At 71.1% G+C, this 25,631-nt stretch carries 23 protein-coding genes; 8 read left to right on the forward strand and 15 right to left on the reverse strand.

The annotated features are described in order from the left end of the window. Window positions 1-12: 12 nt before the first annotated feature. Both VZQ01_RS16365 and VZQ01_RS16370 read right to left on the reverse strand, forming a co-directional pair. Window positions 13-993 (reverse strand): hypothetical protein, encoded by a 981-nt coding sequence (locus VZQ01_RS16365; protein ID WP_223749863.1) that lies wholly within the window; start codon window positions 991-993, stop codon window positions 13-15. Between the two features lie 155 nt (window positions 994-1,148). After that, window positions 1,149-1,814: a DUF4142 domain-containing protein gene (locus VZQ01_RS16370; protein ID WP_223749862.1), complete on the reverse strand. Its 666-nt coding sequence runs from the start codon at window positions 1,812-1,814 to the stop codon at window positions 1,149-1,151. Window positions 1,815-2,129: 315 nt separating this feature from the next. Here VZQ01_RS16370 and VZQ01_RS16375 point away from each other — a divergent pair, with 315 nt between their 5' ends. Both VZQ01_RS16375 and VZQ01_RS16380 read left to right on the forward strand, forming a co-directional pair. Continuing rightward, window positions 2,130-3,017, forward strand: a complete 888-nt coding sequence (locus VZQ01_RS16375; RefSeq protein ID WP_267698301.1) for a zinc metalloprotease — start codon at window positions 2,130-2,132, stop codon at window positions 3,015-3,017. A gap of 157 nt (window positions 3,018-3,174) precedes the next feature. After that, the gene (locus VZQ01_RS16380) at window positions 3,175-4,404 is read left to right on the forward strand and encodes an alpha/beta hydrolase family protein (protein ID WP_426748321.1); all 1,230 of its coding nucleotides are present in this window, start codon (window positions 3,175-3,177) and stop codon (window positions 4,402-4,404) included. Window positions 4,405-4,417: 13 nt separating this feature from the next. On the opposite strand, the gene VZQ01_RS16385 is transcribed toward VZQ01_RS16380, so the two are convergent. The 3 genes from VZQ01_RS16385 to VZQ01_RS16395 are packed head-to-tail and all read right to left on the reverse strand — an operon-like array spanning window position 4,418 to window position 5,116. Continuing rightward, window positions 4,418-4,717, reverse strand: a complete 300-nt coding sequence (locus VZQ01_RS16385; protein ID WP_426748322.1) for a hypothetical protein — start codon at window positions 4,715-4,717, stop codon at window positions 4,418-4,420. 34 nt (window positions 4,718-4,751) lie between these two features. Next, window positions 4,752-4,988 (reverse strand): beta-helix domain-containing protein, encoded by a 237-nt coding sequence (locus VZQ01_RS16390; RefSeq protein ID WP_408888280.1) that lies wholly within the window; start codon window positions 4,986-4,988, stop codon window positions 4,752-4,754. Next, complete coding sequence (locus VZQ01_RS16395) at window positions 4,985-5,116, reverse strand: hypothetical protein (protein WP_255665509.1); 132 nt, start codon at window positions 5,114-5,116, stop codon at window positions 4,985-4,987. The genes VZQ01_RS16390 and VZQ01_RS16395 overlap by 4 nt, the downstream gene beginning before the upstream one ends. Before the next feature lie 508 nt (window positions 5,117-5,624). Between VZQ01_RS16395 and VZQ01_RS16400 the strand changes: the two genes are divergently transcribed. Genes VZQ01_RS16400 through VZQ01_RS16410 form a run of 3 tightly spaced genes read left to right on the forward strand, consistent with a single transcriptional unit; the run spans window position 5,625 to window position 8,056 of the window. Continuing rightward, on the forward strand, window positions 5,625-5,951 hold the full coding sequence (locus tag VZQ01_RS16400) for a hypothetical protein (protein WP_223782323.1): 327 nt from the start codon (window positions 5,625-5,627) through the stop codon (window positions 5,949-5,951). Between the two features lie 9 nt (window positions 5,952-5,960). Further along, window positions 5,961-6,677, forward strand: coding sequence for a response regulator transcription factor (locus VZQ01_RS16405; RefSeq protein ID WP_223749858.1), 717 nt, complete (start codon window positions 5,961-5,963; stop codon window positions 6,675-6,677). Next, window positions 6,674-8,056, forward strand: coding sequence for a sensor histidine kinase (locus VZQ01_RS16410; protein WP_223782322.1), 1,383 nt, complete (start codon window positions 6,674-6,676; stop codon window positions 8,054-8,056). The genes VZQ01_RS16405 and VZQ01_RS16410 overlap by 4 nt, the downstream gene beginning before the upstream one ends. 2 nt (window positions 8,057-8,058) lie before the next feature. Here the strand turns inward: VZQ01_RS16410 and VZQ01_RS16415 are convergent, their stop codons facing one another. The 6 genes from VZQ01_RS16415 to VZQ01_RS16440 are packed head-to-tail and all read right to left on the reverse strand — an operon-like array spanning window position 8,059 to window position 19,085. Then, the gene (locus VZQ01_RS16415; RefSeq protein ID WP_426748323.1) at window positions 8,059-8,763 is read right to left on the reverse strand and encodes a hypothetical protein; all 705 of its coding nucleotides are present in this window, start codon (window positions 8,761-8,763) and stop codon (window positions 8,059-8,061) included. Window positions 8,764-8,765: 2 nt separating this feature from the next. Continuing rightward, on the reverse strand, window positions 8,766-11,003 hold the full coding sequence (locus tag VZQ01_RS16420) for a hypothetical protein (protein ID WP_426748324.1): 2,238 nt from the start codon (window positions 11,001-11,003) through the stop codon (window positions 8,766-8,768). A 3-nt stretch (window positions 11,004-11,006) separates the two neighbouring features. Next, complete coding sequence (locus VZQ01_RS16425) at window positions 11,007-15,725, reverse strand: alpha-2-macroglobulin family protein (RefSeq protein ID WP_426748325.1); 4,719 nt, start codon at window positions 15,723-15,725, stop codon at window positions 11,007-11,009. After that, window positions 15,722-17,344 (reverse strand): hypothetical protein, encoded by a 1,623-nt coding sequence (locus VZQ01_RS16430; RefSeq protein ID WP_223782318.1) that lies wholly within the window; start codon window positions 17,342-17,344, stop codon window positions 15,722-15,724. The genes VZQ01_RS16425 and VZQ01_RS16430 overlap by 4 nt, the downstream gene beginning before the upstream one ends. Beyond that, window positions 17,341-18,150: a DUF1175 family protein gene (locus tag VZQ01_RS16435; protein ID WP_426748326.1), complete on the reverse strand. Its 810-nt coding sequence runs from the start codon at window positions 18,148-18,150 to the stop codon at window positions 17,341-17,343. The genes VZQ01_RS16430 and VZQ01_RS16435 overlap by 4 nt, the downstream gene beginning before the upstream one ends. A gap of 32 nt (window positions 18,151-18,182) precedes the next feature. Then, the gene (locus tag VZQ01_RS16440; RefSeq protein ID WP_426733737.1) at window positions 18,183-19,085 is read right to left on the reverse strand and encodes a DUF2135 domain-containing protein; all 903 of its coding nucleotides are present in this window, start codon (window positions 19,083-19,085) and stop codon (window positions 18,183-18,185) included. Between the two features lie 238 nt (window positions 19,086-19,323). Here VZQ01_RS16440 and VZQ01_RS16445 point away from each other — a divergent pair, with 238 nt between their 5' ends. Together VZQ01_RS16445 and VZQ01_RS16450 are read left to right on the forward strand one after the other, a co-directional pair. Continuing rightward, a complete protein-coding gene (locus tag VZQ01_RS16445) occupies window positions 19,324-20,049 on the forward strand; it encodes a VOC family protein (protein ID WP_408888285.1) in 726 nt (241 codons plus the stop codon). 39 nt (window positions 20,050-20,088) lie between these two features. After that, window positions 20,089-20,451 carry a cupin domain-containing protein gene (locus VZQ01_RS16450; RefSeq protein WP_046710723.1) on the forward strand — a complete coding sequence of 121 codons (363 nt, stop codon included), beginning with the start codon at window positions 20,089-20,091 and terminating at the stop codon, window positions 20,449-20,451. Between the two features lie 5 nt (window positions 20,452-20,456). Here VZQ01_RS16450 and VZQ01_RS16455 read toward each other — a convergent pair whose 3' ends face one another. Then, window positions 20,457-22,067 (reverse strand): hypothetical protein, encoded by a 1,611-nt coding sequence (locus tag VZQ01_RS16455; RefSeq protein ID WP_426748327.1) that lies wholly within the window; start codon window positions 22,065-22,067, stop codon window positions 20,457-20,459. A gap of 153 nt (window positions 22,068-22,220) precedes the next feature. Next, window positions 22,221-22,766 carry a DUF1579 domain-containing protein gene (locus tag VZQ01_RS16460; RefSeq protein WP_223749848.1) on the reverse strand — a complete coding sequence of 182 codons (546 nt, stop codon included), beginning with the start codon at window positions 22,764-22,766 and terminating at the stop codon, window positions 22,221-22,223. Window positions 22,767-22,840: 74 nt separating this feature from the next. Between VZQ01_RS16460 and VZQ01_RS16465 the strand changes: the two genes are divergently transcribed. Beyond that, complete coding sequence (locus tag VZQ01_RS16465) at window positions 22,841-23,905, forward strand: ATPase, T2SS/T4P/T4SS family (protein WP_426748328.1); 1,065 nt, start codon at window positions 22,841-22,843, stop codon at window positions 23,903-23,905. Between the two features lie 31 nt (window positions 23,906-23,936). On the opposite strand, the gene VZQ01_RS16470 is transcribed toward VZQ01_RS16465, so the two are convergent. Beyond that, window positions 23,937-24,407 carry an NUDIX hydrolase gene (locus VZQ01_RS16470; RefSeq protein ID WP_248543261.1) on the reverse strand — a complete coding sequence of 157 codons (471 nt, stop codon included), beginning with the start codon at window positions 24,405-24,407 and terminating at the stop codon, window positions 23,937-23,939. Continuing rightward, window positions 24,404-25,627 carry a DUF2380 domain-containing protein gene (locus VZQ01_RS16475; protein ID WP_426748329.1) on the reverse strand — a complete coding sequence of 408 codons (1,224 nt, stop codon included), beginning with the start codon at window positions 25,625-25,627 and terminating at the stop codon, window positions 24,404-24,406. Before VZQ01_RS16475 ends, VZQ01_RS16470 begins: the two co-directional genes overlap by 4 nt. Window positions 25,628-25,631 lie beyond the last annotated feature (4 nt).

Below are 25,631 nucleotides of genomic sequence, written 5' to 3' on the forward strand. Positions count from 1 at the left end.
TCCTCGCTGCGTTCAGGGGACGGAGAAGGCGCCATTGCAGACTGCGGGGAACGCGGGCTCCTCGGACTCGAGGAAGCTGCACGCCGCGAACACCGCGCGGTCATCCCAGTGTGTCGCCCCCGCCCAGACGACCAGGGGCCCGCGTGACGTGGGCGCGGTGAAGCGCAGGCACCGCGCGGGCTGCTGCTCCAGCAGGCAGGCCACCTCCTTCACGGGCCCGGCGCCGGGCAGGGCGGCGCGCAGCTCCGACACGCTCTGGTCCCTCCAGCGGACCGTGACCTCGGTGCGCGCGGGCCGATACACGCTCCACACGAAGGACGCGTCGTCGCAGCGGATGCGTCCCGCGCGGCTGGTGGACTCGGAGGGCTGACACTTCTCGGGCACCGCCAGCGAGCGCCAGGGCAGGCGCGGCGGCAGCAACATCGCCTGCTCGTCGAGCAGCTCCCCCTCGGGATTGCCCTTCGCCGCGAGGTACTCGAACAGCTCCAGGCAGCGCGCCACCGCTGGCTGGGCGTTGTTCTTCGCCACGCAGCCCAGCTCCCGCTGCCGGCCGAGCGGCCCCGCCACGGACACCAGGTAGCCGCCCGCGCGGCAGGGCGTCGAGGCCTCCGTGCCTCCCCCTTCCGCGTCACACACCGCGAAGCGAGCCGCGGGCCACGAGCGGTCCGCCAACGGCAGCGCGCCCTCCGCCACCACCACGCGCTCGCCCAGCCGCTCCACCAGCCGGGCCCGGGCCAGCGCCAGCACACGCTCGGACGTCACGGCCTTGCGCTCGACGAGCCACACCGTGGAGTCGCCACACTGATAGACACGCGACGTGGGGCCGTCGGGCACCGGCGTGCACCCCGCGAAGAGCGCGCGCGCCGCCGGCAGGAACGGCCCCACGGGCGTGGCGCCCTCCGGCGGGACAGGCGGGACCTGGGGCGCGGACGTCGCGCACGAGCACAGGACGACACACCACCAGGCAGCTACCCACTTCCAGGCATTCGCCATGCGTCGGGATAAACACCCACCGCCCACCGCGTCAACCCGGGAGCGCGAAAGGCGCCCAGCGGCGCACACAGCGCCTCCCCGAGACGACACCGCGCGGTGACGCCGGAAGCACCGGGTCACCGCGCGGGTGCTGTCATGCGTCGAGCGCGCGAGTCCTAGCGGCGGAGGGCCTTCTCCATCTCCTTGGCCTGCCGCTCGTTGCTCGCGATGCCCTGGCGCGTGCGGCGCAAGAGCTCGCTGAAGGCGGCGTCGGTCTCGTACTTCTTCATGCCATCGGCCACCATGTCCTGGCCCTTCTTGCCGTCATCGGCGACGCGCGACAGGAAGTCCTTGTCGAAGTCCTTCCCGCTCTTCTCGCGCAGCTTGTCCAGGTCCTTCTCGGCCTCGGTGATGGCCTTGTTCAGGCGCTCGTCGACGCCTTCCATCTTCTTGTCGTAGCCCTCCTGCATCGCGCCGGAGCCGCCCGTGCCGGACGCGGGCTGGTTCAGGTCGATGGTGGCCACCTCGATCTGCTTGCTGTCCGCCCACGCCTTCAGGCCCGACAGGTGCTGCTTGTGGTCATCCACCAGCTTCTGGGCGAACGTGCGCACCTGCTCGTCCTGGGTCTTCTCCAACGCCAGATTGCCCAGGGCAATCTGCTTGGCATCGAAGAGCGCCAGCTTGCCGACATACAGCTCCTTCTCGGCCACGGCCTCACCGATGCGCTTCTGCTCCTTGCGGTCCTTCTTCGCGTCGTCCGCGAGCGCGGAGCCCGTCATCGAGCCGAACACCAGGGCCGCCGCCAGGGCCGCCACCCCACCACCACGAATCCTTCGAGCCATGCCGTCCTCCTGGACAGGGATTGCCGCAAAGTGGTCCGGCCCCCGCGCCCCGGCAAACGTCGCCCGCCCGTCAGCCCCTCCCCCGGGCCCCGCGCCCGCGTGCGCCGCCCGACGCTCCCGCTCCGGGCGCCGTCGATTTCCCGTGGCCGCTCTCCGGGTATTTTCGCGTCGATTAAAGACATTTTACATACAGATTTTCCATTGGTGCATCCATGTCTCACATACCGACCCGCATGAGCTTCCGTCTGGGCAGGGATTGACTCTGGTTGAATCATTCGAGTATCCAATGAATCACCAACTTCCCTGGAGTTGACAATGATTGGCAGCGTCGCGAAGAGGAATGGTCGTCTGGCCGTGGTCGCGGGTGCACTGTTGAGCCTGGCCGCGTGTCGCGGAGACGAGGCTCCGGAGGCGGAGGCCCCGGCGGACACCACGGAGCAGGTCGCGGCGCACCGCGGCTGCGCGGCGGAGGAGCCGTCGACGGAGGAGCGTCAGGCCATCGACGCGTTCCTGGCTTCGCGCAAGAGCCAGCTGCGCGCGGTGGGCTCGGTGACGGTGCCGACGTACTTCCACGTCGTCAACAAGGGCACGGGCATCGCGAACGGTGACATCCCCGAGTCGCAGATCAACGCGCAGATGGCGGTGCTGAACGCGGCCTACCAGAACACGCCGTTCCGCTTCGTGCTGCAGGGCATCACCCGCACCACGAACTCCAAGTGGTACGCGCTCAAGAGCGGCAGCGCCAACGAGCGCGCCATGAAGAAGGCCCTGCGCCAGGGTGGCAAGGAGAGCCTCAACATCTACTCCGCGAACCTGAGCGGCGGGCTGCTCGGCTGGGCGACGTTCCCCTCCAGCTACGCGTCCAACCCGCAGCAGGACGGCGTGGTCATCCTCTACAGCAGCGTCCCCGGCGGCACGGCGGCGCCCTACAACGAGGGTGACACGGGCACGCACGAGGTCGGCCACTGGCTGGGCCTGTACCACACGTTCCAGGGCGGCTGCACCGCCACGGGCGACAGCGTGAGCGACACCCCGGCCGAGGCCTCGCCGGCGTACGGCTGCCCCACCGGCCGCGACACCTGCTCGGGTGGCGGTCTGGACCCCATCACCAACTTCATGGACTACACCGACGACAGCTGCATGAACACCTTCAGCGCCGGCCAGGTCACGCGCGCCGACGACCTGGCGGCGGCGTACCGCTAGTCGCGACGACGTTCGACGGACAGCCTGTCGGACCCGACGCCGGGGTCTCCCATGGGGAGGCTCCGGCGTCGTCATGTCGGGTTGCGTGCGATTCCTCCGGGTCGCATGTAACCAATCGGGTGCACGCGGGTTGATGGGGACAGCCCGGAGCCTCGACATGTCCCGCCTTCGCCTGCTGGCCCTCCTCGCCGTGCCCTTCGTCGCAGCCTGTTCCTCCTCAACGGATGACTCCGAAGGGGGACCTCCCGACGAGGTCGTCCTCACGGGCCCGGATGCCGGCCTCCCGGAGGATGGGGGCCTCCCCGCGGACGGCGGCACGCCCGTGGACCCCACCGCTGACGCCGGAACGGAGGGCGAGGACATCACCGCGGGCGTCTGCTCCACCCTTCCCTTCCCCACGCCCTGTGTCGAGCCGCAGCCCGGGACACTCGTCACCGCGGTGAGCGACTGGGGCGTCCCCGGCCCCCACGCCGTCACCGTGGAGCGCGTGGCCAATCCGCACCCGGTGGCACGCGGACAGGTCATCACCTATCGCCCGACGGGGCTCACCTCCGTTCCCGTGCTCTTCTTCTCGCACGCGTTCGGCGCCACGGACGCGGACCTGTACGCCGAGCTGTTCCAGATGCTCGCGAGCCAGGGCTACGCCGTGGTCTTCGTCCCCTACCCGCTCACCCCGGACGTCGAGCGTCCGAACGAAGCCCGCTACGACTGTCTGTGGCAGGGCTTCCTCGCCGCCGTCGCCCAGCAGCAGGGCCGCTTCGACCTGACGCGCGTGGGGTTCTTCGGTCACAGCTACGGCGGCGCCGCGACACCGGACATGGCGCGCCGGGGCTTCGTCGACCGTGGCTGGGGAAGCAACGGGCGGTTCCTCTTCTCGATGGCCCCCTGGTACTCGTGGGGCCGCGACTACGCGACGCTGCCGCCCGACGTGCGCGCCGTCATCCAGGTGTACGCGGACGACGAGGTCAACGACCACGCGACGGCCGTCCAGGACCTCTGGAACAAGTTGCCCACGGGGCTGGAGCGCGCGTGGCACACGGTGGTGAGCGACGCGTGTGGCTGCGGGCTCAACGCCACGCACACCGTGCCGATGTCCCGCGCGAGCCTCACCCAGAACCCGGAGAACGTCCTCAACAGCCAGGACCGCCAGGCCGTCTGGCGCCCCCTGCATGCGCTCGCCGTCTACGCCTTCACCGGTGACACCGCCGCCCGGGACGTGGCCTTCGGGGCGGACCGGAGCCAGGGCTCCTGGCTCGCGTGTCGGGGCCGACAGGTGCGCCCGCTCCTCGCGAGCCGCACCGTGCCGCTGCCCACCGCCTGCCACGCCTACACGTACCCGTACGCGGACCGCTGCCAGTACGCGGACCCCGGCACGCCCTGCCCCTGAGCCCGGCCCTCCGTCACGGGCTGCGCGGGCAGGCGGGCGGCGCCGAGGGGCAGCGGCCGCCCGCGTCCTTCGGTGCCGTCTGCGCGCACTCCGCGATGCGCGCGAACGTGGTGCTCGCCGCGAGGTCGACGTCCGCGCCATCCCACCCGCGCAGGATGCCGTGCCCCGCGCTGTCCTCGGTGCGCGCGTTCGCGAGGAACGGCGCCGCGGGCTCCTTGAACACCAGGATGGCCGAGCTGACGTCGAACGAGTCCGGCAGGTCGTTGCACCCGAACCCCGAGCACTGGCACGGCCCGCCCGCGTAGCGCACCACCACGGACTCCAGCCAGGACTCCGGGTTCAGCTCGTCAAAGGCGATGCCCGCCCAGGCGCCCGCGGACGGGTTGCTCCCGCGCCGACGTGAAGACGATGGGCTTCGCCGCCGTGCCCGCCGCGACGAGCGTGCTGCTCGCGTCGACCACGCGCAGCAGCGTCTCCGGCTCGAAGCGCAGCTCCACGCCCGCCTCGATGGTGAGCTTCGCGGGCGCGTCCGGCCCACCCACCTGGAGCCCCTCCAGCCGATACGGCACCCCCAAATCCCTCAACGTCGCGTCCGCCCCGGGTAGTACACCGACGACGACGCGATGGACGGCCCCACGTAGACGGTGTCCTCCACGTTGCCCGTATAAGTCCCCGCGGGCAGCGTCTCCAGGGCGTTGGGATTGACCATCATCGGATGGGGCCGCGCCTCGTTCCCCGCGCCCCGGATGGTCAGGTCCGAGGAGCCCTCCGCGAACCCCGCCGTGCCGTTGAGTACGATGCCGGGTCCCTGCGAACTCTCGATGGTGACGTGCAGGACGAACAGCGGCGGGGACCGGGCAGCTCCGCGCCCGCGGTCACCCGCACCGTGGCCTGCGCCGCCTCGGGTGCCCCGCCCCCCGAGAACACCCCCCATGCCAGCCGCGCCGAACCTCCCGCGCCGAGGAGCAACCCGCCCCACGGCCTGCCCGACTCGCGAGACTCGAAGCGGATGGGCTGGCATGTCGCCTTCCCCAAGACGGATGGACTGCCCCTCTGCGCGCGACCAGGGCCCATCCGCTCCGACGCGCCAATTCCCATCCGGAGACAGGGTGTGCCCGTCCCGTCGTTACAATCGTTTACATTCGCCACATACCCACGCGACATCGCGCGTCTTGAGTACGCACCATCCCGAGCGGTCCGAAGGTTCCTGGGGGTTCGCGATGTCCCTGTGTCAGACCTGCCGTACCGATGTGTCCCGCGCCGTGCTCCTGGCCCCCGCCGCCTGCCTGCTGGTGGCGACGTCGACGTATGCCGTCCTGCGGGAGCGCCCTCGCGCCGATGCCTGGACCGAAGCGGTGTCCCGCTCCCCGCTGACGGACCTGTCCGTGCACCACGCGGCCCTGGTCGACCTGTGGCGCCGCCCCTCGAGCCCGGCGCAGTGGGGGCAGTGGCTGGTGGACGGGAGCGTGTGGCAGTTGCGCAGGCTGCATCCCCGGGCGTGGGTGGAGCAGCTGCTGACCTCGGGCGCTCGCGCCGAGCGGAACTAGACTGGACCCATGGCCTCGTCACCCGCCTCCGCCATCGAAGTGCTCCTCATCGAGGACGACGCGCACCTGGCGCGGCTCACCGCCGAGTACCTGGAGCGCCAGGGCGTGAAGACCTGCCTCGCGCGGGACGGGGAGCAGGGGCTGGTGGAGGCCTCGCGCCGCGCGTTCGACGCCATCCTCATCGACATCATGCTGCCCCGGAAGGACGGGCTCACCGTGTGCCGGGAGCTGCGGGAGCGCTCGGCGGTCCCCATCCTCATGCTCACCGCGCGCGGCGAGGAGGCGGACCGGGTGATGGGGCTGGAGCTGGGCGCGGATGACTATCTGCCCAAGCCCTTCTCCTCGCGGGAGCTGCTCGCGCGCATCCAGGCCCTGGTGCGCCGCAGCCGGGGGCACCTGGGCCCCACGCGCGACGTGGTCCGCGTGGGTGGCCTCTCGCTGAGCCGGAGCGCCATGCGGGCCTCGCTGCACGGACAGGCGCTGTCGCTCACGCGGCACGAGTTCACGCTGCTCTTGGGGCTCGCCGAGCGGGCGGGCCGGGTGCTGTCCCGGGAGCAACTGCTGGAGCTGGCGAAGGGCGGCGACCCTGACGGCCCCGTGGACCGGGCCATCGACGTGCACGTGTCCCGGCTGCGCCAGAAGCTGGGGGACGACGCGCGCAACCCGCGCATGCTCAAGACGGTGCGCGGCGTGGGGTACGTGCTGGAGCAGGGTGAGGAGTCATGAAGCTCTCCGAGCAGCTGCGCCCGCGCCGGATGTTCTGGCGCATCTACCTGTATGGCCTGCTGATGCTGGGGGGCTCCGTCATCGCCCTGGCCATCGTCGCCGAGGCCATCGAGGCCCAGGGCGGCGGACGCATCAAGGAGCTGGACCACAAGCTGGAGCAGGTGGTGAAGCTCGCGCCGACGGATGCTCCCGAGCTCCAGCCGCTGATGCAGTCCATCGTCGCGGAGCATGGGCACCACATCACCCTGTTCGACGTCCAGGGGCGGTTGCGGCGGAGCACGGCGAATCCTCCCCCGCGCATGCTCGATGAAACCGAGTGGCAGACCATCCGGCTGGGCTACAGCTGGATTACACGCGAGGGGACCCTGTTCTGGGTGACGCTCACGTGGCGAGGCTCCACGTTGGATGGCTACATGCTCCGCGAGGCCTCCGCGACCCGGCGCAGCTACATGTTCCTCGGGCTCGTGGTGACCGTCGTCCTGCTGGTGCTCGCGCTGCTGTCGATTCCGCTCGCGCGCGCCATCGCGTCTCCGCTGGAGCGGCTGACGAAGGTGGTGGGCGAGTTCGGCCAGGGTCGACTGTCCGCGCGCGCGAACCTGAAGGGACGCAACGAGGTGGCGATGCTGGGCCACGCCTTCGATGAGATGGCGGCGCGCAAGGAGGCCCTCATCCGGGGACAGAAGGAGCTGATGGCCAACGTCTCCCACGAGCTGCGCACGCCCCTGGCACGCCTGGGCGTGACGCTGGACCTGGTCGAGGACGGTCAGCCCGAGGAGCTGGCGACCCGACTCCCGGAGCTGCGTCGGGACATCGGCGAGCTCCAGCAGCTGGTCGACGGGGTGATGCAGATGGCGCGGCTGGACCTGGAGACGAACCAGGCGGGACAGCCCGGGCCGCGCGTCCAGCGGGTGAGCGTGTCCCTGCCGGACTTCCTGAGGGACACCGCCGAGCGCTTCCAGCGCACCGCGCCCGAGTGCCCGCTCGCGCTGGAGCTGCCCGAGACGCTGCCCACGCTGGAGGTGGACCCGGTGCTGGTGCGACGCGCGCTCCACAACCTGCTCGACAACGCGCGCAAGTACTCGGAGCCGGGGAGCGCCGTGACGCTGCGGGCCGCCGAGGACGGGGACACGGTGCGGATGGAGGTCGAGGACCGGGGCATCGGCGTGAGCGCCACGGACCTGCCTCAGCTCACCACGCCCTTCTTCCGCACGGACCGCAGCCGCGCGCGGGAGACAGGCGGCGTCGGGCTGGGGCTCACGCTGGTGCGCCGCATCGTCGAGGCGCACGGCGGCACGCTGTCGTTCCAGCACGCCGCCGAGAAGGGCACCCGCGCGACGCTCGTGTTTCCGAAGTCGCCGGGCCTCCAATCCGCGGCCTGAGGTCAGAGACCCTTCTTATGCCTCAGCGCCTGTTCGACCTCGGGGAGGAACGGGCCGCCGCCCGTCCGCACATGAGACCAGGTCTTGTACGCATCCAGGACCCCGCCCCGGATGACCTCGGGGACGAAGGTCTGCGGGTGATGCGACGGGTCGCCGACGTCGACGTCCGGTGTGAAGGACTGCCAGCCCTTGCCTCCCACGATGAGCGCGCGGTAGGCCTCGGGCTCCGAGCGAGGCTTGCCGGCCTTGGCCCAGATGGCCGTGTTCGAGTCGAGCACCACGGCCCTCGCGGTGAGCGTGCTGCTCGTGCCCAGGCTCGCTTCCGAGTCACCACCCGTGCCGACGATGACTCCGGACGCCACGACGTCACCGTCCACCGACACGCGCGCGCTGCTCTCGAAGCGGATGTTGCGGGCCTGGAGCTGGCCCGTGATGAACAACGTGCTGACCGCGTAGTCGTCCGTCGTGCAGACGAGGTCACCGGTCGTCACCAGGTCACCGTCGATGACCAGCACCCACGGCCCATCCCCCGTCGTCAGGTCGTGGTCCACGTGGAGGCCGCCCTCGAGGAGCCGAGGCCTGGGCTCCTCGCTCACCAGCGTGCGGTTCTCCAGCAGCCAGTCCCGCATGTCGTGGCCCTTGAAGCGCTCCGCGAGCTCTTCGAAGGACACTTCCCGACCCATCCCGTCCAACGTCTTCGCATCCATTCCTACTCCCCATCCACGTCGCGAGGCGCCGGGCGCTTCTTCCCATAGGCCGCCTCGAGAATCGCATCGCTGCGCAGGCCGCTCGCCTTCGCCGCCTCCACGTCCAGCCCCTCGCCATGTCCCCGTCCGCGTCCCTCGAACACCAGCACGCTCCCGTTGAACGAGGCCGTGCGTGGACATGACGGCAGCTTCAACCCCGAGCGCAACAGCTCACACGGCAGCGAGCGCCCCTCCTCGTACGTCGCCGTCCCATCGCGCTCGGTGAGCAGGTAGTTCACCCGACCCGCCTCGAAGCGCAGCGACACCAGCCCGCGCCCGAGCAGCCGCTCCACCTCGCCACGCGGACGCTCCTGCTTCCACGGCTCCTCGCCGCCCTGCGAGAAGAGCAGCCACTCCTTCCACTTCAGCGCGGGCATCCCCAGCGCCTTTGCGTCATCGCGCTGCACGCGCACCGTGCCCCGGAAGGCCTGACAGTGCGTCGTGTCGCAGACGGCGCGGCCCGGGTGTCGACTGTGCCGCTCGTTGTGCGCCACCACCCGCGCCAGCGCCACGCGCGGCTCGCCCTTCAGCGTCACGTCCTCCGCCGCCACCACGCCCGCCGTGTACTGCAGCCGCGTGGTGCGGAACACGAAGTCCGAGCCCCGCCGCGCCTTCATCGCGCTCGGTGACGTGGGCACCCCCTCGGGCGGCCGGTACGCCGGCGGTGGGGACCAGGTGAACACGCCCGCGTAGTCGCGCCCCTCCTCCGGCCCCTTCGGGAAGCGCACGCGCCACGGCGCGCCCAGGCACACCGCCGCGCCCTTCGTCGTCAACGTCTCCAGCTGCGTCCACTCCACTGGAGAGGGCTTCGGCATTCCACCGTCCACCGAGAACCCCACGCCCGGACACCGCGCCTCCACCTCCCGCGCGGGCACCAGGCCCAACACCTGCACCCGCGCCGCCTCCACTCCCGCCTGCTTGCGCGCGCGCGCCAGCGCCGCCGGAATCTCCTCCGCGAACTGCCGAGGCATCTTCCCCGGCCGCACCGCCACCACCACCAGGTCCCCGTCCACCGCGGCAATCCAGCCGTACTGCGGACGACTCGCCGCGTCCCGCACCGTCCCCGTCTTCGTCGACACGCCCGACAGTGCCTTCGACGCGGGCAGCTCCGCCAGCGTCCCCCGGTCCGCGTTGTCCGCGAGCAGCGCCAGCACGTCCGGCCGCGCCTCCGCCAGCAGCCGATACGCCTGCGCCACGCCCCACGGCGACAGCGACAGCGTCGAGCGCAGCCCCACCATGTCCGCCATGTCCGCGGGCGTCCCCGTCAGCCCCAGCGCCGACAACACCGGGCCCCAGGCACCAAAGGCCCTGGGCGCCGAGCCCGCCGCCTCCCAGTCCAGGAAGTACCCGTTGCACGAGCGCAGGAGCGCCGTGCGCGCGTCCACCTTCGCCGGCAGACCGGGCCCGCAGCTCCACTCCTGCACGTCCACGCGCGGCGCCAGCACCGGGTGCCCCACGCCCGCCGCGTACACGAAGGGCTTGAGCACCGAGCCATACGGCAGCGCGCGCCGCGCCTCGCCCTCCGACAACAGCACCTCACCCGAGTGCCGGCTCACCACCACCGTGGCCGGCCCCGCGGCGCGCACCTCCACCTCCGCCAGCTCGTCGATGGACAGCGGCACCACCCACCGCGCGCCGTCGTGACACTGACGCAGCCGGCGCGACAGCGCCTTGGGGAACCCCACCGACTCACTGAGCAGCCGCGCCAGCGCCCGCCGCGCCCGCGTCGAGTCCACCGCCGGCGACGACGCCAGCTCCGACGCCGCGCGGGACAGGGACTGATAGCCGCCCTCGCGCCACGCCGGCAGCTCACCGCTCACGGCCACCGCGAAGGCCTCGTGGAACAGCCGGTCCTCGCTCGACTGCGGACACGCCCACCACAGCAGCTGGTGCGCCAGCTCGTGCCGCAGCGCCACGCGCAGCCGCTCATCCAACACGCCGGGCGTGTTCTGCCGCAGCTCGACGAGCCCCGGCCGACCCTGCGCGTTGCGCTCGGGGGACAGGGCCGCGCCTCGCTGGAGGAGGATGGAGACCGGGGCCTTCGTCGGCGCCCCACCCGCCTCCGCGGAATACACCGCCTCCAGCGACGCCCAGCCGGCCTCCGCCTCGCGGCGAAGCTCCGACTCGGGCGTCACGTCACCTCGCGTGACGAAGGTGGGGGTGGCCGCCAGCAACACGGCCACCATGGAAGCCCACCCCATCGACTACAGGTCTCCCGTGCCCTTCTTCGACGGGACCACCTTCAGCGAGTCCGCGGCCGTGCGGCCCCGGATGCTCGCGGCGTACATGTCCTCGATGCGCGCGGGCGGCGCGGAGAACGTGCCGGGGAACTGCGCGCGCAGCACGTAGCCCACCGTGCGCGGGCTGTCGCTCCACCACGCCGGCTCCTCGAAGAAGAACGTCGCGCGCTCCGGGCTCAGCACCCGGCGCTTGAGCGCCTCCGGCACCAGGGGCAGCGAGTGCGGAGGACCGCGGAACGCCTTGTCCTCCTGCAGCGCCACGAAGCCCGCGGGCACCGCGTCCTCCACCACGTAGTACGCCGAGCGCACCTTGTTGCCGCCGCGAGCGTCCATCGTCAGCTCCACGTAGACCTCCTCGCCCTGCGCCACCGTGTCGCCCGCGCCCAGCTTCACCTTCCCGCCCTCGCGCAGCACGTAGTAGGCGCGCTGCAGCGACATGCCCTCGGACTGCTCGCGCACCGCGGAGAGCGGCGTGAGCGTCGTGGCCTGCAGCGTCGCCACGCCGTCGAAGCCGCCCACGTCCACCGTCCGCGTCCCCGCGGGCAGCGTCGCGACCAGGCCCATGCCGCGCGGCGAGAACTTCACCGCGCCCTTCAGGCCCTTCACCTCCGGCGGCGTCATGCCCTTGAACGCCTTCGCGTCACGCTCCAACAGCCACAGCGAGTGCAAGAGCGCCGTGCTCCGGTCGAACGTGGACAGGTCCGGCTCCGACAGCATCTCCAGGATGCGGCGGCGCGCGCGGGTGATGTCCAGCGTGCCGAACGACGCCGCATGCGCGGCGATGGCCGTCAGGCCCACCCGGCGCAGCGGGAAGCGGAAGAACGCCTCCGACTGCTCCAGCTGCTGGCCCGGCTTGTACGCGGCCAGCGTGGTGAAGCCCTCGGAGCTGCGCTTCACCAGCGCGTTGATGCGCGCCTGCAGCGCCGGCTCCTTGATGACGCCCGCCTTCTCCGCCGCGAGCACCGCCAGCGCCAGCGGGTAGAGCTCCCCGGACTCGGAGGACTCCACCAGCGCGCGCACCCGCGCCGCCTGCTTCGGACCGTCCAGCCGCGCCAGCACGTACGCGCGCGTCGCGTCGTACTCGGGCGACAGGTCCTGCTGCGCCTCCAGCCAGCGCGCGCTCTCCACCAGCCGCGGGTCCGTGCGCTCCACCAGCCCCGCCTCCGCCGCGTACGCCAGGCCGTCCAGCGCGATGAGCGTGAGCGGCAGGCTCGGCGTCTCGTAGCCGCCGAACCACGTGAAGCCGCCGCCCTTCACGGACAGGTTGAGGATGCGCGCGGTGCCCTGCACCGAGCGGCTGCGCGCCTCCGCCAAGAGCGCCTGCGTGTCGGTGTCCAGCTTCGCCACCGCGCCCGCCTGCTGCAGCACCTGGTACACCGCCACGTTCGGCACCGTCGTGGAGACCAGCTGCTCCAGGCACCCGTACGGGTACGTGAGCAGCTCACGCACGTTGGACAGCGCCGCGTCGACGATGGACGGCTGGAGCACCAGCTCCACGCTCGCGAGCGTCGCCTCCTTCGCCGCCGGCACCTCCAGCGCGCCGCCACCCCAGGCGCTCACCTTCACCACGTCCCGCACCGCCGCCGGCTCCACCTGGAACAGCTTGCGGTCCTTGAGCGGGTCCTTCGCGCCCGCCACGTCCACCAGCAGCTGCGCGTCGCCCGTCGCCGAGGCGCGCAGCGTCAGCGGCACCACCTTCTCACCGCCCTTGGCCAGCTCCACCTTGTGCTGGGACTGGTCCGCCTTCAGCGCGCCCGCGGACGCGAGCTTCACGTCGAGCAGCTGGCTGGCCGGCGACTTCTCCCCCGCGGACAGGCGGATGGAGGCGAGCGCCTCATCCCCCTCGCGCAGGAACTGCGGCAGCGCGGCGTACAGGTTCAGCCCGCCACGCGTGGCGAACTCGGAGGTGCTCTCACCGAAGCGGCCGGACGTGTCCGCCGCCACCGCCGTCACCACCCACAGCGTCTGGTTGGACGGCAGCGTGAAGCGCACCGTGGCGCGGCCATCGCGGTCCGTCACCACCGACGGGTCCCAGTGCGCCGTGTCCTTCTCCAGGTCCTTCGCCTGACGGTTCGGAGGCTTGATGGACGCGAAGGCATGGTCGGGCAGGCCCGCCATCTTGCGCGCCAGCGCCTCGCCGTAGCCGTAGCCCTGGAACTCCGCCGAGTAGAAGTTGGACACGTTGTTGCGCGCCGGCGGGTAGAAGAAGTCCAGCACGCGCGGACGGAACTCGGACTGGATGGCGTAGACGGCCTTGTCCACCACGCCCACGGAGAGCTGGGCCACCACGCCCTTGCCCTCATAATCCGTGACGCGCAGGTCGATGGTCTGCTCCGTCAGCGGCGTGGCCTCGGCCCGGCGCGGCTGCAGCTCCACGGTGAGCGTGCGCTCGCGCGGAATCACCCGGAACGCCACCGTGCGCTCCTCCCAGCGGCCCGTCGACGTGGGGTACGCCACGGACGCGTACACCGCGCCGCCGAAGCGCTTCTCCACGTTGAAGCTGTGCACCAGCGTGCGGCCCTTGAGCGCCACCACCTGCGTGTCGAAGAGCGTGGCCCCCGCGAGCGTCACCCACACCGGGCCCTCGTCGCGTCCACCCGCGCCCCAGCCATCCGGCATCAGCGCCACCAGCCGCGCCGTGTCGCCCGGCTCCAGCGTGCCCGACAGCGAGGCCAGCGTGAGGTTGGGCACCTGCGCCACCGCCTCGTCCGCCGAGCCGATGACCAGGAGCGACTCCTCGCCCTGCCACACCTCGCCGCGCTTGTCCTTCACCGTCACGCGCGAGAGCACCGCGCCGACATCGGAGGTCGGCACCTTCTCGCGGTGCGTGCCGTCCGCCGCCGTGGTGAACGAGCGCTTGCCCAGGCTCTTCTCCGAGCCGTCGGCGCGGCGCAGCACGAACTCCACCTCGCCCTGGGTGACGCCGTACGCCTTGCCCGACAGCGTGGTGGCGCGCACCGCCAGCGTCGCCTCGCCGCCCTTGGACACCACCGCGTCCGAGTAGCGCGCGGTGCCCAGCACCTCCACCTTCGACAGGAAGAACGACGTCGTCGAGTTGGCGAACGTCTCCTGGTCATCCCGCGCGCGCACCGTCAGCGAGTACCGGTACGGCAGCCGCTCCTCACCGGGCTTGAGCTCCGGCACCGCCACTTCAATCTGCGCCTCGCCCTCCGCGCTGAACGCGGTGGCGCTCGCCCACGGGTCCTCGCTCGCGCCGCGCTCGGCCACGGAGGAGTACAGCCGCTCGGGCACGCTCAGCTTGCCCTCGGTGCTGGACGCCGAGCCGTACGTCACGTCGCTGCCCTGCCCGCCCTTGCCGGCGTCATCCACCCACGCGGGCGCGTCCAGCAGGCTGCGGTAGAGGAACACCTCGTACTTCGCGCCGTCGGGCACGCCGCCCGCGTACCGACGCGCGCGCACCTTCACGCGCAGCGCCTGGCCGGGCACCACCGTCTCCGACTCCGGCTCCGCCTCCAGGTAGAACGTCGGCTTCACGTAGTCCTGCACGCGCGCCTCGCCCTGGTGCGGCTGCCCGTCCAGCTCCGCCGACACGCGCAGCACGCCCGTGCCCAGGTCGTCCGGAACCTTGAGCGTGCCGTTGAACGCGCCGAACTCGTCCACCGACGCGCGCGTGGTGAGGGCCCGGCCCTCCTGCGAGATGAGCTTCACCGTCACCTCGCGCTTCTTCGGCGTGAACAGCCGCGCCAGGAACGTGTCCGGCTGGCGCACCACGCCGCGGAACTTCACCTCGTGGCCCGGCTTGTAGATGGGACGGTCGCTGTAGATGAACACGTCCGGCGTCACCGCCAGCGTCGAGTAGAAGTCCGTGTCCACAATCGCCGTGTCCCCGCCCGCCGACGCCGTGGCGATGATGCGCGGCTCGGTCACCTCCAGCCGCACCTCGCCCTTCGCGTCCGTCTTGCCCGTGGGGCCCTTGCCCTTGGACAGGAACACCTGCACCTGCGCGCCCACCGCGGGCTTCTGGTCCTTGCCCGCCACGCGCACCAGCACCTCATTGTCCGTCTGCTTCAGCTGCACCGTCAGGTCCGTGACGACCAGCACCACCTGGCCCTCGATGAGGCCCTGCACCAGCTGGAGCACGTAGGTGCCCGCGGGCAGCGGCGCCAGCAACACGCGGCGCTCCTGGAAGCCGTAGCCCCCGCCCGAGCTGAAGCCCGGCACGTTGAAGTCGCGCTCGGCGCCGCCCAGGTCCAGGTTGAGCCACTGGCTGCGCGTCACGGTGAAGCCCGGCGGCACACCCACCAGCTTCTTGGGACCCTCGGACACCTTGGCCAGCGGCTCGCTGGAGCCCGGCACGTCCGCGGCCTCGGGCAGCGCGTCGTTCACCGTGTCGCGGAAGCCCACGTTGAGCGAGTTGAGCAGCCAGTGCCCCGGCAGCGTCACCGCGTTGACGCCGCGGCTGAGCGCGCGGCCCGGGTTGTTCATCGTCGGCGGCGTCTGGTACGCGCGCCGCAAATCCCCCTGGGCGCGGATGAACGCGTCCAGGTTGTCCGGCTTGAGCACGCGCAGCTCCACGGGCCCCTTGTCCTCGAAGGCCACGTCCACCGCCACCGGCTCTCCGCTGCCATAGGCGCGCGGCACGGTGATGTAGAGCGGCTTGGCCATCGCCACGCCGGACAGCGCCACCGCCGCCAGTACCGCGAGTCGAGCTACCATCCTCATGACCCGAAACCTCCAGGAACCAACGAATCGCCGCGCACGGTGCCGCGCAGGCCCAGGTACGGCAGCGACTCCAGGTCGCGCCGCGCCGCTTCGATTTCAGGGGGCGTCGCCTTCTGCATCGGCGCGCCACGCCCCACGCGGGACTCGGACAGGTACCCGTCCATGGTGAGCCCGCCGAACAGCCGTCCCAGGTTCACCCCGAAGGACAGCGAGGTGGGCTCACGCAGCCCCGCAACCACCGGCCCCGCCGCAGCGAGCATGCTGGGCTTGTTGCCCGAGCACGACATGCGCAGCGTGTTCATCTCCGACTCGCTCGACGCGAGCACCACGTGATTGCACAGGGTGGCCCGCTGCACGGTGTGGCTGCCGCCGGTGAAGATGGCCTCCAGCGCCGGCGCGTCCTCCGCGCGGCCCCACAGCACCGCCACCTCCTGCGGCAGCGACGCATCGCCCCGCGGCGTCCACGTCACCGCCACCTGACGCGTGCGCGTGGGCCCCTCGCCGCCGGACGCCCAGAACGCCTTGAGCGACTCTGCCGTCAGCGTCTCGGGCAGCTTCAGCTGCATGGCCAGCAGCACCGGCGTCTCCTCGGGCACCAGCTTCAGCAGCTCGTCGGACAGGGGCGCCGTGTCCAGGCGCGCGGTGCCCTCCATCAGCGCTCCCGCGATGCCACGGCCCACCAGCCGGTCGCCCTCCACGCCGAACTGCAGGCGCGTGTCCTCGGACAGGCCCAGCACGTGGGTGAAGAGGTGCGCGTCACGGCCGAAGGTCTGCGGCTGGAAGCCCAGCTCCACGTCCACGCCGTCGCTGGCCTCGAGCTTCGGAAGGTCCGCGCACAGGCCCTGGAGCACCGCCACCGGGTGGCGCGCGAAGACGACCCGGTCGGCGACCTTGGCCGCCCACAGCGTCTGCTCCGCCACCAGCCAGCGCTTGAGCTCCACGCCGTCCGCCTTCGGCGCGGGCGTGCCGCCCGGGCACGTCTTCGCCGTCAGCGTGCCGCGGCTCGCCACCGAGTCCAGCACGTCGTAGGCGGAGACCATGGAGGTCCGCGAGCCGGGGACGATGAAGGCGGGCGTGCTCGCGCGCGCGTCACCGGCGAACCACGTCACGCGGAAGGGCGTGTCACCGAGCTTGCCGAGCATCAGGTCCAGCACCGCGCCCTTGAAGTCGGCCTTGAGGTCCTCGCCGGTGGAGCCGAAGAACGCGGCCCAGCCTCCGACGAAGCCCTGGCCCAGGGGCTGGGAGAGCTGCGAGCGCAGCCACGCGTTGCGCGCCAGCGCGTCACGCACCTTGGCCGGGTGGTGCACGTCCAGCCACACGGCCGGGGGCGCGCCCGAGCCGGGCACCTCCATGTCGGCCGTGGTGGGCTCCGGCAGGCCGTCCACCTCGGGAGGCGGCACGGAGCCGTTGGCGCTCGCGCCGGTGATGAGGGGCGTGTGGGGCGTGCCGTCACCGCCGGAGGAACCGGTGCGACGGCCCATCAGGAACGCGCCGGCGACCAGCACGCCGACGACGACCACACCCGCGCCGATGAGCACTCCCTTGGGAGGGCCCGAGCGGGGCGGAGGGCTCGCCGGGGGCGGCGGCGTGCCCGGAGGCGGGCTCGACACAGACGTCATGGCATCCACTCCTTGAGACGGAAATAGCCGACGAAGGCGTTGTTGGAGGGCACGGGGCGCCACTCGCGCGGCGCCTCGTCGGCGAGATTGTGGAGGAGCCCGGTGCGCACCTGGGCGCCCTTCTCCCCCGGGTGGTAGACGACACGCGCTGGCGCGTGGGCCCGGTCCTCGGGGCGCACCACCAGCATGAGATGGAAGACGGGGCCTGAGTCATGCTCGTGGAGGAACGCGAGCACGTCGCCGGTGCGCAGCGACTCGCGCGTGGCGTCGTCGCGGCCCAGCAGCACCATGTTGCGGCGCACCAGCGTCTCCGCGTCCGCGAAGTCGGTGGGCGTGCCGCGCGCGTCGGTCCACAGCGGCGTCTCCAGCCGCGCGGGGGCGATGCGCTTGTACGCGGTGCGCACGGCGAAGCGGATGAGGCCCGCGCAGTCACGCTGGTCCGGATGCCACGCGGGGTCCTGCTTGCGCACCTGCGCGAGCGCCACCTGCGCCACCTGCCGGCGCAGGAGCACGTCGCGCGACTCGGGCGCTGGGACCAGCACGGCCTGCGTCCCCGAGGTGGCCGCGGGCGTGGAGCCCGCCTGCGGCGCGGCATACGCCACGAGCGGCGCAGAGGCATCCCTCGACGTCGCATGCGACGCAAAGCCCTCTCGCGGTGCCGCGTGCGCCACGAGCGCGGCCGCTTCCCACGGTGCCGCGTGCGACGCGGAGCCCGCCTGCGGCGCGAGCGCGGACACATCCCTCGGCGCCCCGAGGGACACGGGCGCGGAGGAACTCACGAGCAGGATGAGAGGCAGGGCGAGCATGACGGAGGACCGGAGCGCGTCACACGGACGCGTCAGTAGTCGCCCTCGCCGCCGCCGCTGTCGCCGTTCGACTGGAGCTCCTTGAGCGCCTCGGCCAGGTTCTTCGGCCAGCCGGCGCGCGTGGGCTTGGGGTCCGCCGACGGCACGTAGACCTCCGCCTGTCCGTCGCCGAGCACGTTCACCCACGCGAGCACGCGCGTGGTACCCGGCGTCGCCAGGGGGATTCGCACCATGCGGCGAACCTCCTGCGGCGTGCCCTCGAACAGCGACAGGTTCAGCGTCGCCACGGTGTGCGCCTTGTCGCCGCTGGGCCAGTAGTTCGTCGCCACCAGGTACACGCCCTTGGGCGGCGCGCGGTGGATGTAGAGGTACGGGCCGTACGCGGGCTGGTCGAAGTCACCGCCCTGCGAGTTCAGATAGAACGTCCCTCCCGACGGGCTCGCCGTGTCCGCCCAGTACACGTGCGCCATGGACGAGATGGTGAGCGAGCCATCCTTCACGCTCGAGTCCGTGGGCTCGTAGACGTGCAGGTCCGTGTACACGCCATCCGTGTCACTGGTCAGGATGACCTTGAAGGGCACGGGCGGGACCTGCGCGTAGCTGGTCGCCTGAGCGCGCGCGGTGCCCGCCTGGTTCGTGGCCATCACCGTGACGACGTTCTTCCCGCTCGCCGCGGGGAAGCTGCGGCTGAAGCGCCCGTTGAACGTGCGCATCAGGTAGCGGTCGCCGTTGATGGACACGACGACGGGGTCGATGGTGGCGTCGCTCACCGTGCCCTCGATGAGCATCATCCGGTCCACCGTCCAGCCACCGGAGGGCGCGCTCAGGCGCACCGTCGGCAGCGTCTTGCCCTTGCCGATGGGCACACCTTGCTGGCGCGGGTTGGCGGCGGGCGGCGTCTGCGACAAGAGCAGGGCGAGGATGACGGGAAGCATCACGCGTCCTTGATAGGAAATGGGCCCGACAGAGGTGTCGGTGACGGGCAGACTGCGCCCCCTCCACCTTCCATTTCAAGTCGCCTGCCAATCGTCAATAGGGGCGGAACCTCGCGGATTTCCGTCGATGCGCGTCATGGGCGCGGGCAGGCAACCACGCGCGCAGGCGCCGACGAGGGCCTTCTGCCGCACCCGGAGTCCAGGCAGACTCATGCCCCTCGACAGGGGGAGCGACGCGATGATTCAAGGGCTTGATCACATCCAACTCGCCATGCCCCCGGGCGGTGAGCCTCGCGCCCGCGCCTTCTACGGCGAGCTGTTGGGACTGAGAGAGATTCCCAAACCGCCAGAACTCGCGAAACGCGGCGGCCTCTGGTTCGAGCTCCCGGACGGGCGCGGGTTGCACCTGGGCGTGGAGGAGCCCTTCGTCCCCGCGAAGAAGGCGCACCCGGCCTTCCGCGTGCTCACCCTGGACCTGCTGGCCGAGCGCCTGTCCCAGGCGAAGGCGCCGGTGAAGTGGAGCCACGAGGTGCCCGACGTGCGGCGCTTCCACGGCGAGGACCCGTTCGGCAACCGGCTGGAGTTCCAGGAGCACCCGAGCGAGCACAAGCTCACCGAGGACGAGGTGCTCGCCGTGCTGTACGCGCTGGAGAAGGAGGAGGTCACCATCCCGACCGCGCAGCGCCTGCGCGCGGAGGAGGCGCCCAGCGGGGGCGTGCCCTTCGTGTGCTCGAACGGATGGTGCTTCGTCATCTTCAGCGACGCCTTCGAATGGGACTACATCCTGCGCGTCACCGCGCCGGACGGGCGCTGGCTGGAGTTCGCGGACATGATGGGCGAGCCCGGACAGCCCAGTCCCATGCCCCGGCTCGCGGACTACCGGCCGCCGGCCCAGATTGGACTCGACGTGTGGGGGCTCTTGGGCGAGAGCGAAGAGGTGGGTGAGGCGCGCCGCGTGCGGTAGTGTGCGGCCTTCGCCGAGAACCCCGACCCGGAGCGCTCGATGCCAACCCTGATTCCCGCCCCGTTGCGCGTGACAGCCGTGGGCAACAAGCCGAAGCTCATCCACGAGTTCGTGGGCAAGGCCACCACGCGCACGGGTGACGTCAGCGTGGCTCACATGAACAGCCCCGGTGGGTGGGAGGAGCCGGGGCAGCGGCCCGAGTTCAAGGAAATCACCCTGGTGCTCGCGGGCGTGCTGCGCGTGGAGCACAAGGGCGGCGTGCTCGACGTGCGCGGCGGACAGGCCGTCATCTGCGAGCCCGGCGAGTGGGTGCGCTACAGCACCCCGGAGGCCGAGGGCGCCGAGTACGTCGCCATCTGCCTGCCCGCCTTCTCCCCCAAGACGGTCCACCGCGACGACTGAGCGCTTCAGCGCGCGTTCACCATCGTCACGAAGAACTCGCGCAGCGCGCGGAACAGCCGCTGCGTGACGCGCTCGTACCAGGCCTGGTCCTCGTCGGACTCGAAGAACTCGTCGTTCCACGAGCCCATCCCGCCGAACACGTCCGCCAGCGAGCACGCGAAGAGTCCCCGCAGGCGCTCCTCCGACGAGGGGAACACCTGGAACAGCGTCACCAGGGAGAAGCGGCGCTCGAACACGTCCCACGCGCGCTCGCCCAGGCCCTCGGCTCGGAGCGCCTCGCGCACGGCGGCCAGCCGCTCGGGCGTGGCGTCGCGCAGCTGGAAGCCGGTGTTCTCCAGGACGAAGCGCGCCAGCCGGAACGCCTCCGCGAAGGGTGAGCCCTTGCGCGCGGCGAACTCCTCGGTGTCCCTCAGGCTCGACAGCAGCTCCGCGCGGGTGTCCGTCGTCGCGCGCGGCGACAACAGCGGCGAGCGCGCCACCTTCAGCGCGTTGAAGAGATACATCTGGTAGCGGGCGTCATTGGGTGCCAGCCGCAGCCGCTCGCGCTCCGGAATCATCCCCGGGTCCCGGGCGCGCTCCTCCTTCGTGGGGCCCATGGACTTGACGCGCTCGCGCAAGCCGTCCGGGATGAGGAGCTCCGCGCCGCGCGCCTTGCACGTCATCTGGAGCTCCTCCATGAGGTTGCCCATGGGGATGCCCTGCGTCTTCTCCTCGGGGCCCTCGCGCAGGAGCACGCGCAGGGACTCGCCGGTGTGGGGGAACTCGCCCTCCGGCAGGAAGCGGTTGAGGTTCTCCGCCGCGCGCGCCCAGACCTGCTCCGCGAAGGGCTGCGCGTCCGTCAGAGTGGCGAAGTCCTTCGCGGCGTCGGGGCTGGTCAGGTACAGGCGCTCGTCGGAGGGCACGAACTCCGACAGGCGCTCCGGGGGCAGCAGGCTCCGCTCGAAGTCGTCCGGGTCCAGCGTGCGGAAGAACGGCTGGAACGCCTCGGTGAGCACCACCTGCGCGCCGCCGCGGAGCACGGCGGACTGCAGCTCCTTGAGCAGGTCTCCGCCGAGCAGGTCGAACAGCGCGGAGCCCTCGCGCGAGGCCAGGTAGTCGGCCACCTGGGACGGAGCGACGGCGGGGCGCTGGTTCAATAGATTGGAGTCCGTGATGACGCGTGAGAGCGCCTCCAGGACCTTCTCGGGGTGGGGCTGGGCGCGCGCGAAGTCCACGAACTGCCGCGGGGTGATGAGCGACGCGCTGCTGAAGACGACCTCCAGCTGGTACAGGTTGTTGCCGCGCTGGGTGCGCACGTCGAGCACCAGCGCCTCCGAGTTGACGAAGGCCGCGGCCACGTGGTCCGGCATCTCGCCGGGGCCCATGCCGCCCAGGTCCATGGCGCGCACGCTCACCAGCTCCTCGCCGTCGAGCACCTCGCGCCACGCCTCCAGCGGCAGCTCGCGTCCCTCCCTGGTGCGGGCGCCCACCGAGTACGTGCCTGGGACCTCCAACAGCCGCAGCGTCCACCCCGAGCCCAGCTCCGTCTCCAGGCGGGTCAGGACGTCCAGCCACCGCTCCTTCTCCACGCGGAGCAGCGACACGGTCAACGCCAGCACCAGGTCATCCAGCTTCATGCACGTCCTCTCCCGGAACCCGCGGGCCTTCCGGCCCACGCGTCCCTCCCATCACGGGCACCCGTCCCCCTTCGTTATCCCATGCCCTCGCGCCCGCGTGGGCACGTCTGTTCCCCCGAGTGTCGGGCGTCGACGCTCCCGGGGCTGGGGGCGCTAGGCTTGACGGCGGCGCGTCAGGCGGGTCTCCACCGCGCGGTCCTCGCGGCCCTCGGGCCAGATGTTGAAGGACTGGAGGACGAGGGTGTCCGCGTCGGGCTGGTGAATCACGGTGCGCCAGCCCCACTGCTGCTTCTGGGTGACGCCCTGCTCGTCGCACATGCTCGCGGTGTAGCCGCCGAGCACGGACACGTGGCCGTCCTCCCGGGGCGCGCCGGTGGAGAGCATCATGTTGGCGCTCATGTGGAAGCTGTCCACCCAGGCCGCGGTGAAGTGCTCCTCGGTCTTGTCGAAGCCGAGGATGAGCTGGCCCGCGTGCGGCTTGCCCATGGCGGTGGAGTGGTAGTCGACGCGGACGAAGCGGCCGCCGAGCAGCGGTTCGATGCGCGCGTGCGTGCGGGACTCCTCGGGCGTGGCGGTGGGGTCGAACCAGGTACGCGTGGGGCCTTCCCAGTCGCCCGTCATCCGGTGCAGCAGTTGGTGCTGCGGCCCTGCGTCGAACTGCGTCGTGGGGGCGTTGGTGGCGTTCCAGTCCTGGCTCATGCCCCTTCGTAACCCGGGGCCGTCCCCTCGTCACCCTCGCCCGTGTCATCATCGCTGCCCACCCAGGAGCGTCCTTGAGCAACCCCGCCACCTCCTTCGTCGAGCTGCTCTCCGGTCTGCACGCGGGCTTCACCGCCGAGGGCCTCGCCGTCCCCGAGCCCGCGGCCTGGCCCGAGTCCCCCGCCGAGGCCGCGTCGGCGCTGTTCTCCCTGGCTGCGCGCACGGGGACGTTGGTGTTCTCGGTGTGGGCGGACGCGGAGACGGATGAGGCGGGCGCGTCGTTCTTCCTCCCGGTCGCGGACGCGCCTGGGCATGAGGGGTTGCTCGGGCAGCAGCGCAAGCCCGTGCGTCAGCCGTTCGCGCGGCAGCTGCATGCGCCGCTGGCGCGGGCCATCGCGGAGCTGTCGAAGCGGGGGCGGGACACGGCGCGTCCCGGGCGGGGCACGGTGACCTATCCGTTCGACGTGGAGACAGACCCGGAGGTCCTGTTCTGGGTGACGTTCGCGGACAGCGAGGTGGCGCCGAGCATCGTCGCCCATGCGCGAAGCCGGCAGCTGCGCGCGGACCAGCCGGCGTTCTCCACGCTGAGCCTGGGACGCGAGGAGGCGGTGTATCTCACGGAGCGGTTCCTGCGGCTGGACTCGCTGTTCCAGGGGACGCCCGTGGTGTTCTCGGGAGAGATGGGCACGGGGCGCAGCACGTCGCTGCACGCGGTGATGGAGGTGCTGCCGGACTTCACGAATGTGCTCGCCGCGCTGGAGCAGCCGAGGTCGGCGGATGCGCGGCTGGGGACGGCGCGCGTGGGGGAGTCGATGCCGCTCGCGCAGGTGCTGCGCGCGTTCCTGCGGCAGGACCCGGATGTGGTGCTGGCGGACGAGGCGCGGACGGTGAAGGACCTGGAGCTGCTGCTCAACTGCGCGCTCACGGGTCACGCCACTGCGTTCGTGCTCGAGGCGTCGGGCCCGGAGGGGGTGCTCGAGAAGCTGCGTGAGGCGATTCCAGGGCTCCCCGTGGCGCCACTCATCGTTCATCACTCGCGCGAGGCATCGGGTGCGCTCCGGCGTGAGATCTACACCGTGCGATACGGCGACGATGGGAAGGGACTCGTCGAAGCGTGGCGTGCGTCCGCGGCTGGATAGGCTCCCGTCCGCACTGAGCTACGGCCGTTGGTCAGGCTTCGTCGTCGGGGAGGAGTGTCCGGAGAAGCTCGTCATCAGGACCCAGCGGGCGCCAGCCTGCGGGCGGAGGACTCGCGCGAAGCGTAGCTCTCGCTTGCCGAACCCGCTCCTTGTGCGTGCTCGGCGTGTCGGCAGACCAGCAGCCGAGCACTTTGGCGACTTGGAAGCGACTCTCCTCATCCATGACGACTGGCCAGCCTTGGGGAAGAGTCTCGGACAGTTCGCGTACAAGTACGTCACGTACGAAACGTGTGACCTGCTTCCGCTGCTCCGCCTCGGCAAGCAGCCCGCTCATCACCTGAACCCCGGCAACATCATCCTGCCCAAGTTCCTCGGCAAGAGCGTTCAGTGGGACAGCAGGACGTGCCTCGGCAAATGCGGTCAGCGAATCAAACCCACGGTCACGAACCCGTTCATAGAGGCGTGCTTTCCAGTTCCCCTGCCATGAACGACCGTCCGTCATCGGGTACTTCCCTTCGTGAACTTCATGGGGACGTCGTAGCGCCTCATACGAGAAGCGACAATGTTCAGGGCTTCATTCCGCGTCAACATGCGCCCAGCTTCGACCTCCGCTTCGAGTAGTGCCTCCATGATCATCCGGTTCCATTCTCCGGACCAGATGCGCCCCAGCTTCCAGTTCCCTCCTCCGTGAATCGCCTCGTGGTGAGACCGCTCCAGCCGGACGCAGAACTGGTCGATGTCCATGTCGCCCTTGAATCCACGCGCCTCGAACCACTCGCGGTGCTCCTTCGGCATGACGTGGTGCTTCGGGGCCTCGGACATGCCCGCGCCCGCTCTGCCCGTCACGTGCATGCCTCGCACCTCGGGGCTGTCCCCCAGCGCCTCTCGCACGCCCTCGGGCAGGCCCTGGTGCGCCTGCGCCATCATCACCTGCCCACCGTGGATGCGGACCGCGGCGCTCACGACGGGGAGCGAGATGACACCCGCCTGCACCAGCCTCCGCATCATCTCCACCCACTCGGCGGAGACGACGAGCCGCGAGCCCGCCATGACGCCCCCCGAGCTCATCACGAGCCCCATGCCGAGCGTCGCGGGGGCCGCTGGGGGCAGCCTGGGTAGCGACATCTTCAGCGTGGAAATCAGGGCCAGCATCTCCAACGTCTGCACCGCGACCATGACATTGCTGCCCACCTCCATCGCCGAGCGCGCGTCCCTGAGAATCGTGTCGAACTCGCCGCTCAGCGTCCCCATCAACTCGGGCATCTGGGTCGCAGCCACCTCGACGCGCTCTGGGTCCCCTGACGCAAGCTCCCTCAACGTGGGCTCCATCAAGCCCTGCACCCGGTGCAGGTCCGCGAACAGCTTCTCCGTGCCGAACATGGGACAGTCCCGCAGCAAGGCGTCAGCAAGCTGGAGGAAGTCCACCCAGGTGGCCAGCAGCAGGGCTCCGAACATCGCACCTTGGAGTCGCGGCCCCGCCATGCGCAGGACGCCCAGCTCCATGTCCGAGTCCTCCACCTCCGACGCGACTCCCGCCAGCACGGTGGCGCTCCCCAGCACTTCTCGCAGCCACGCCTGTTGATTGGCACCGTGGTCGAGATAGCGCGTGAAGGCCCCACCCAGACTCCGCCCCCCACGAGCAGCTGAACGCGATGCGAGCTGGGAGCGCATGGCCTCGCTGCGCTCCATGGACTGCTTCACCTCGCCAATCGCCTTGAGCACCGCT

The sequence above is a fragment of the Myxococcus faecalis genome (assembly GCF_050039385.1).
Taxonomy (GTDB): Bacteria; Myxococcota; Myxococcia; order Myxococcales; family Myxococcaceae; genus Myxococcus; species Myxococcus fulvus.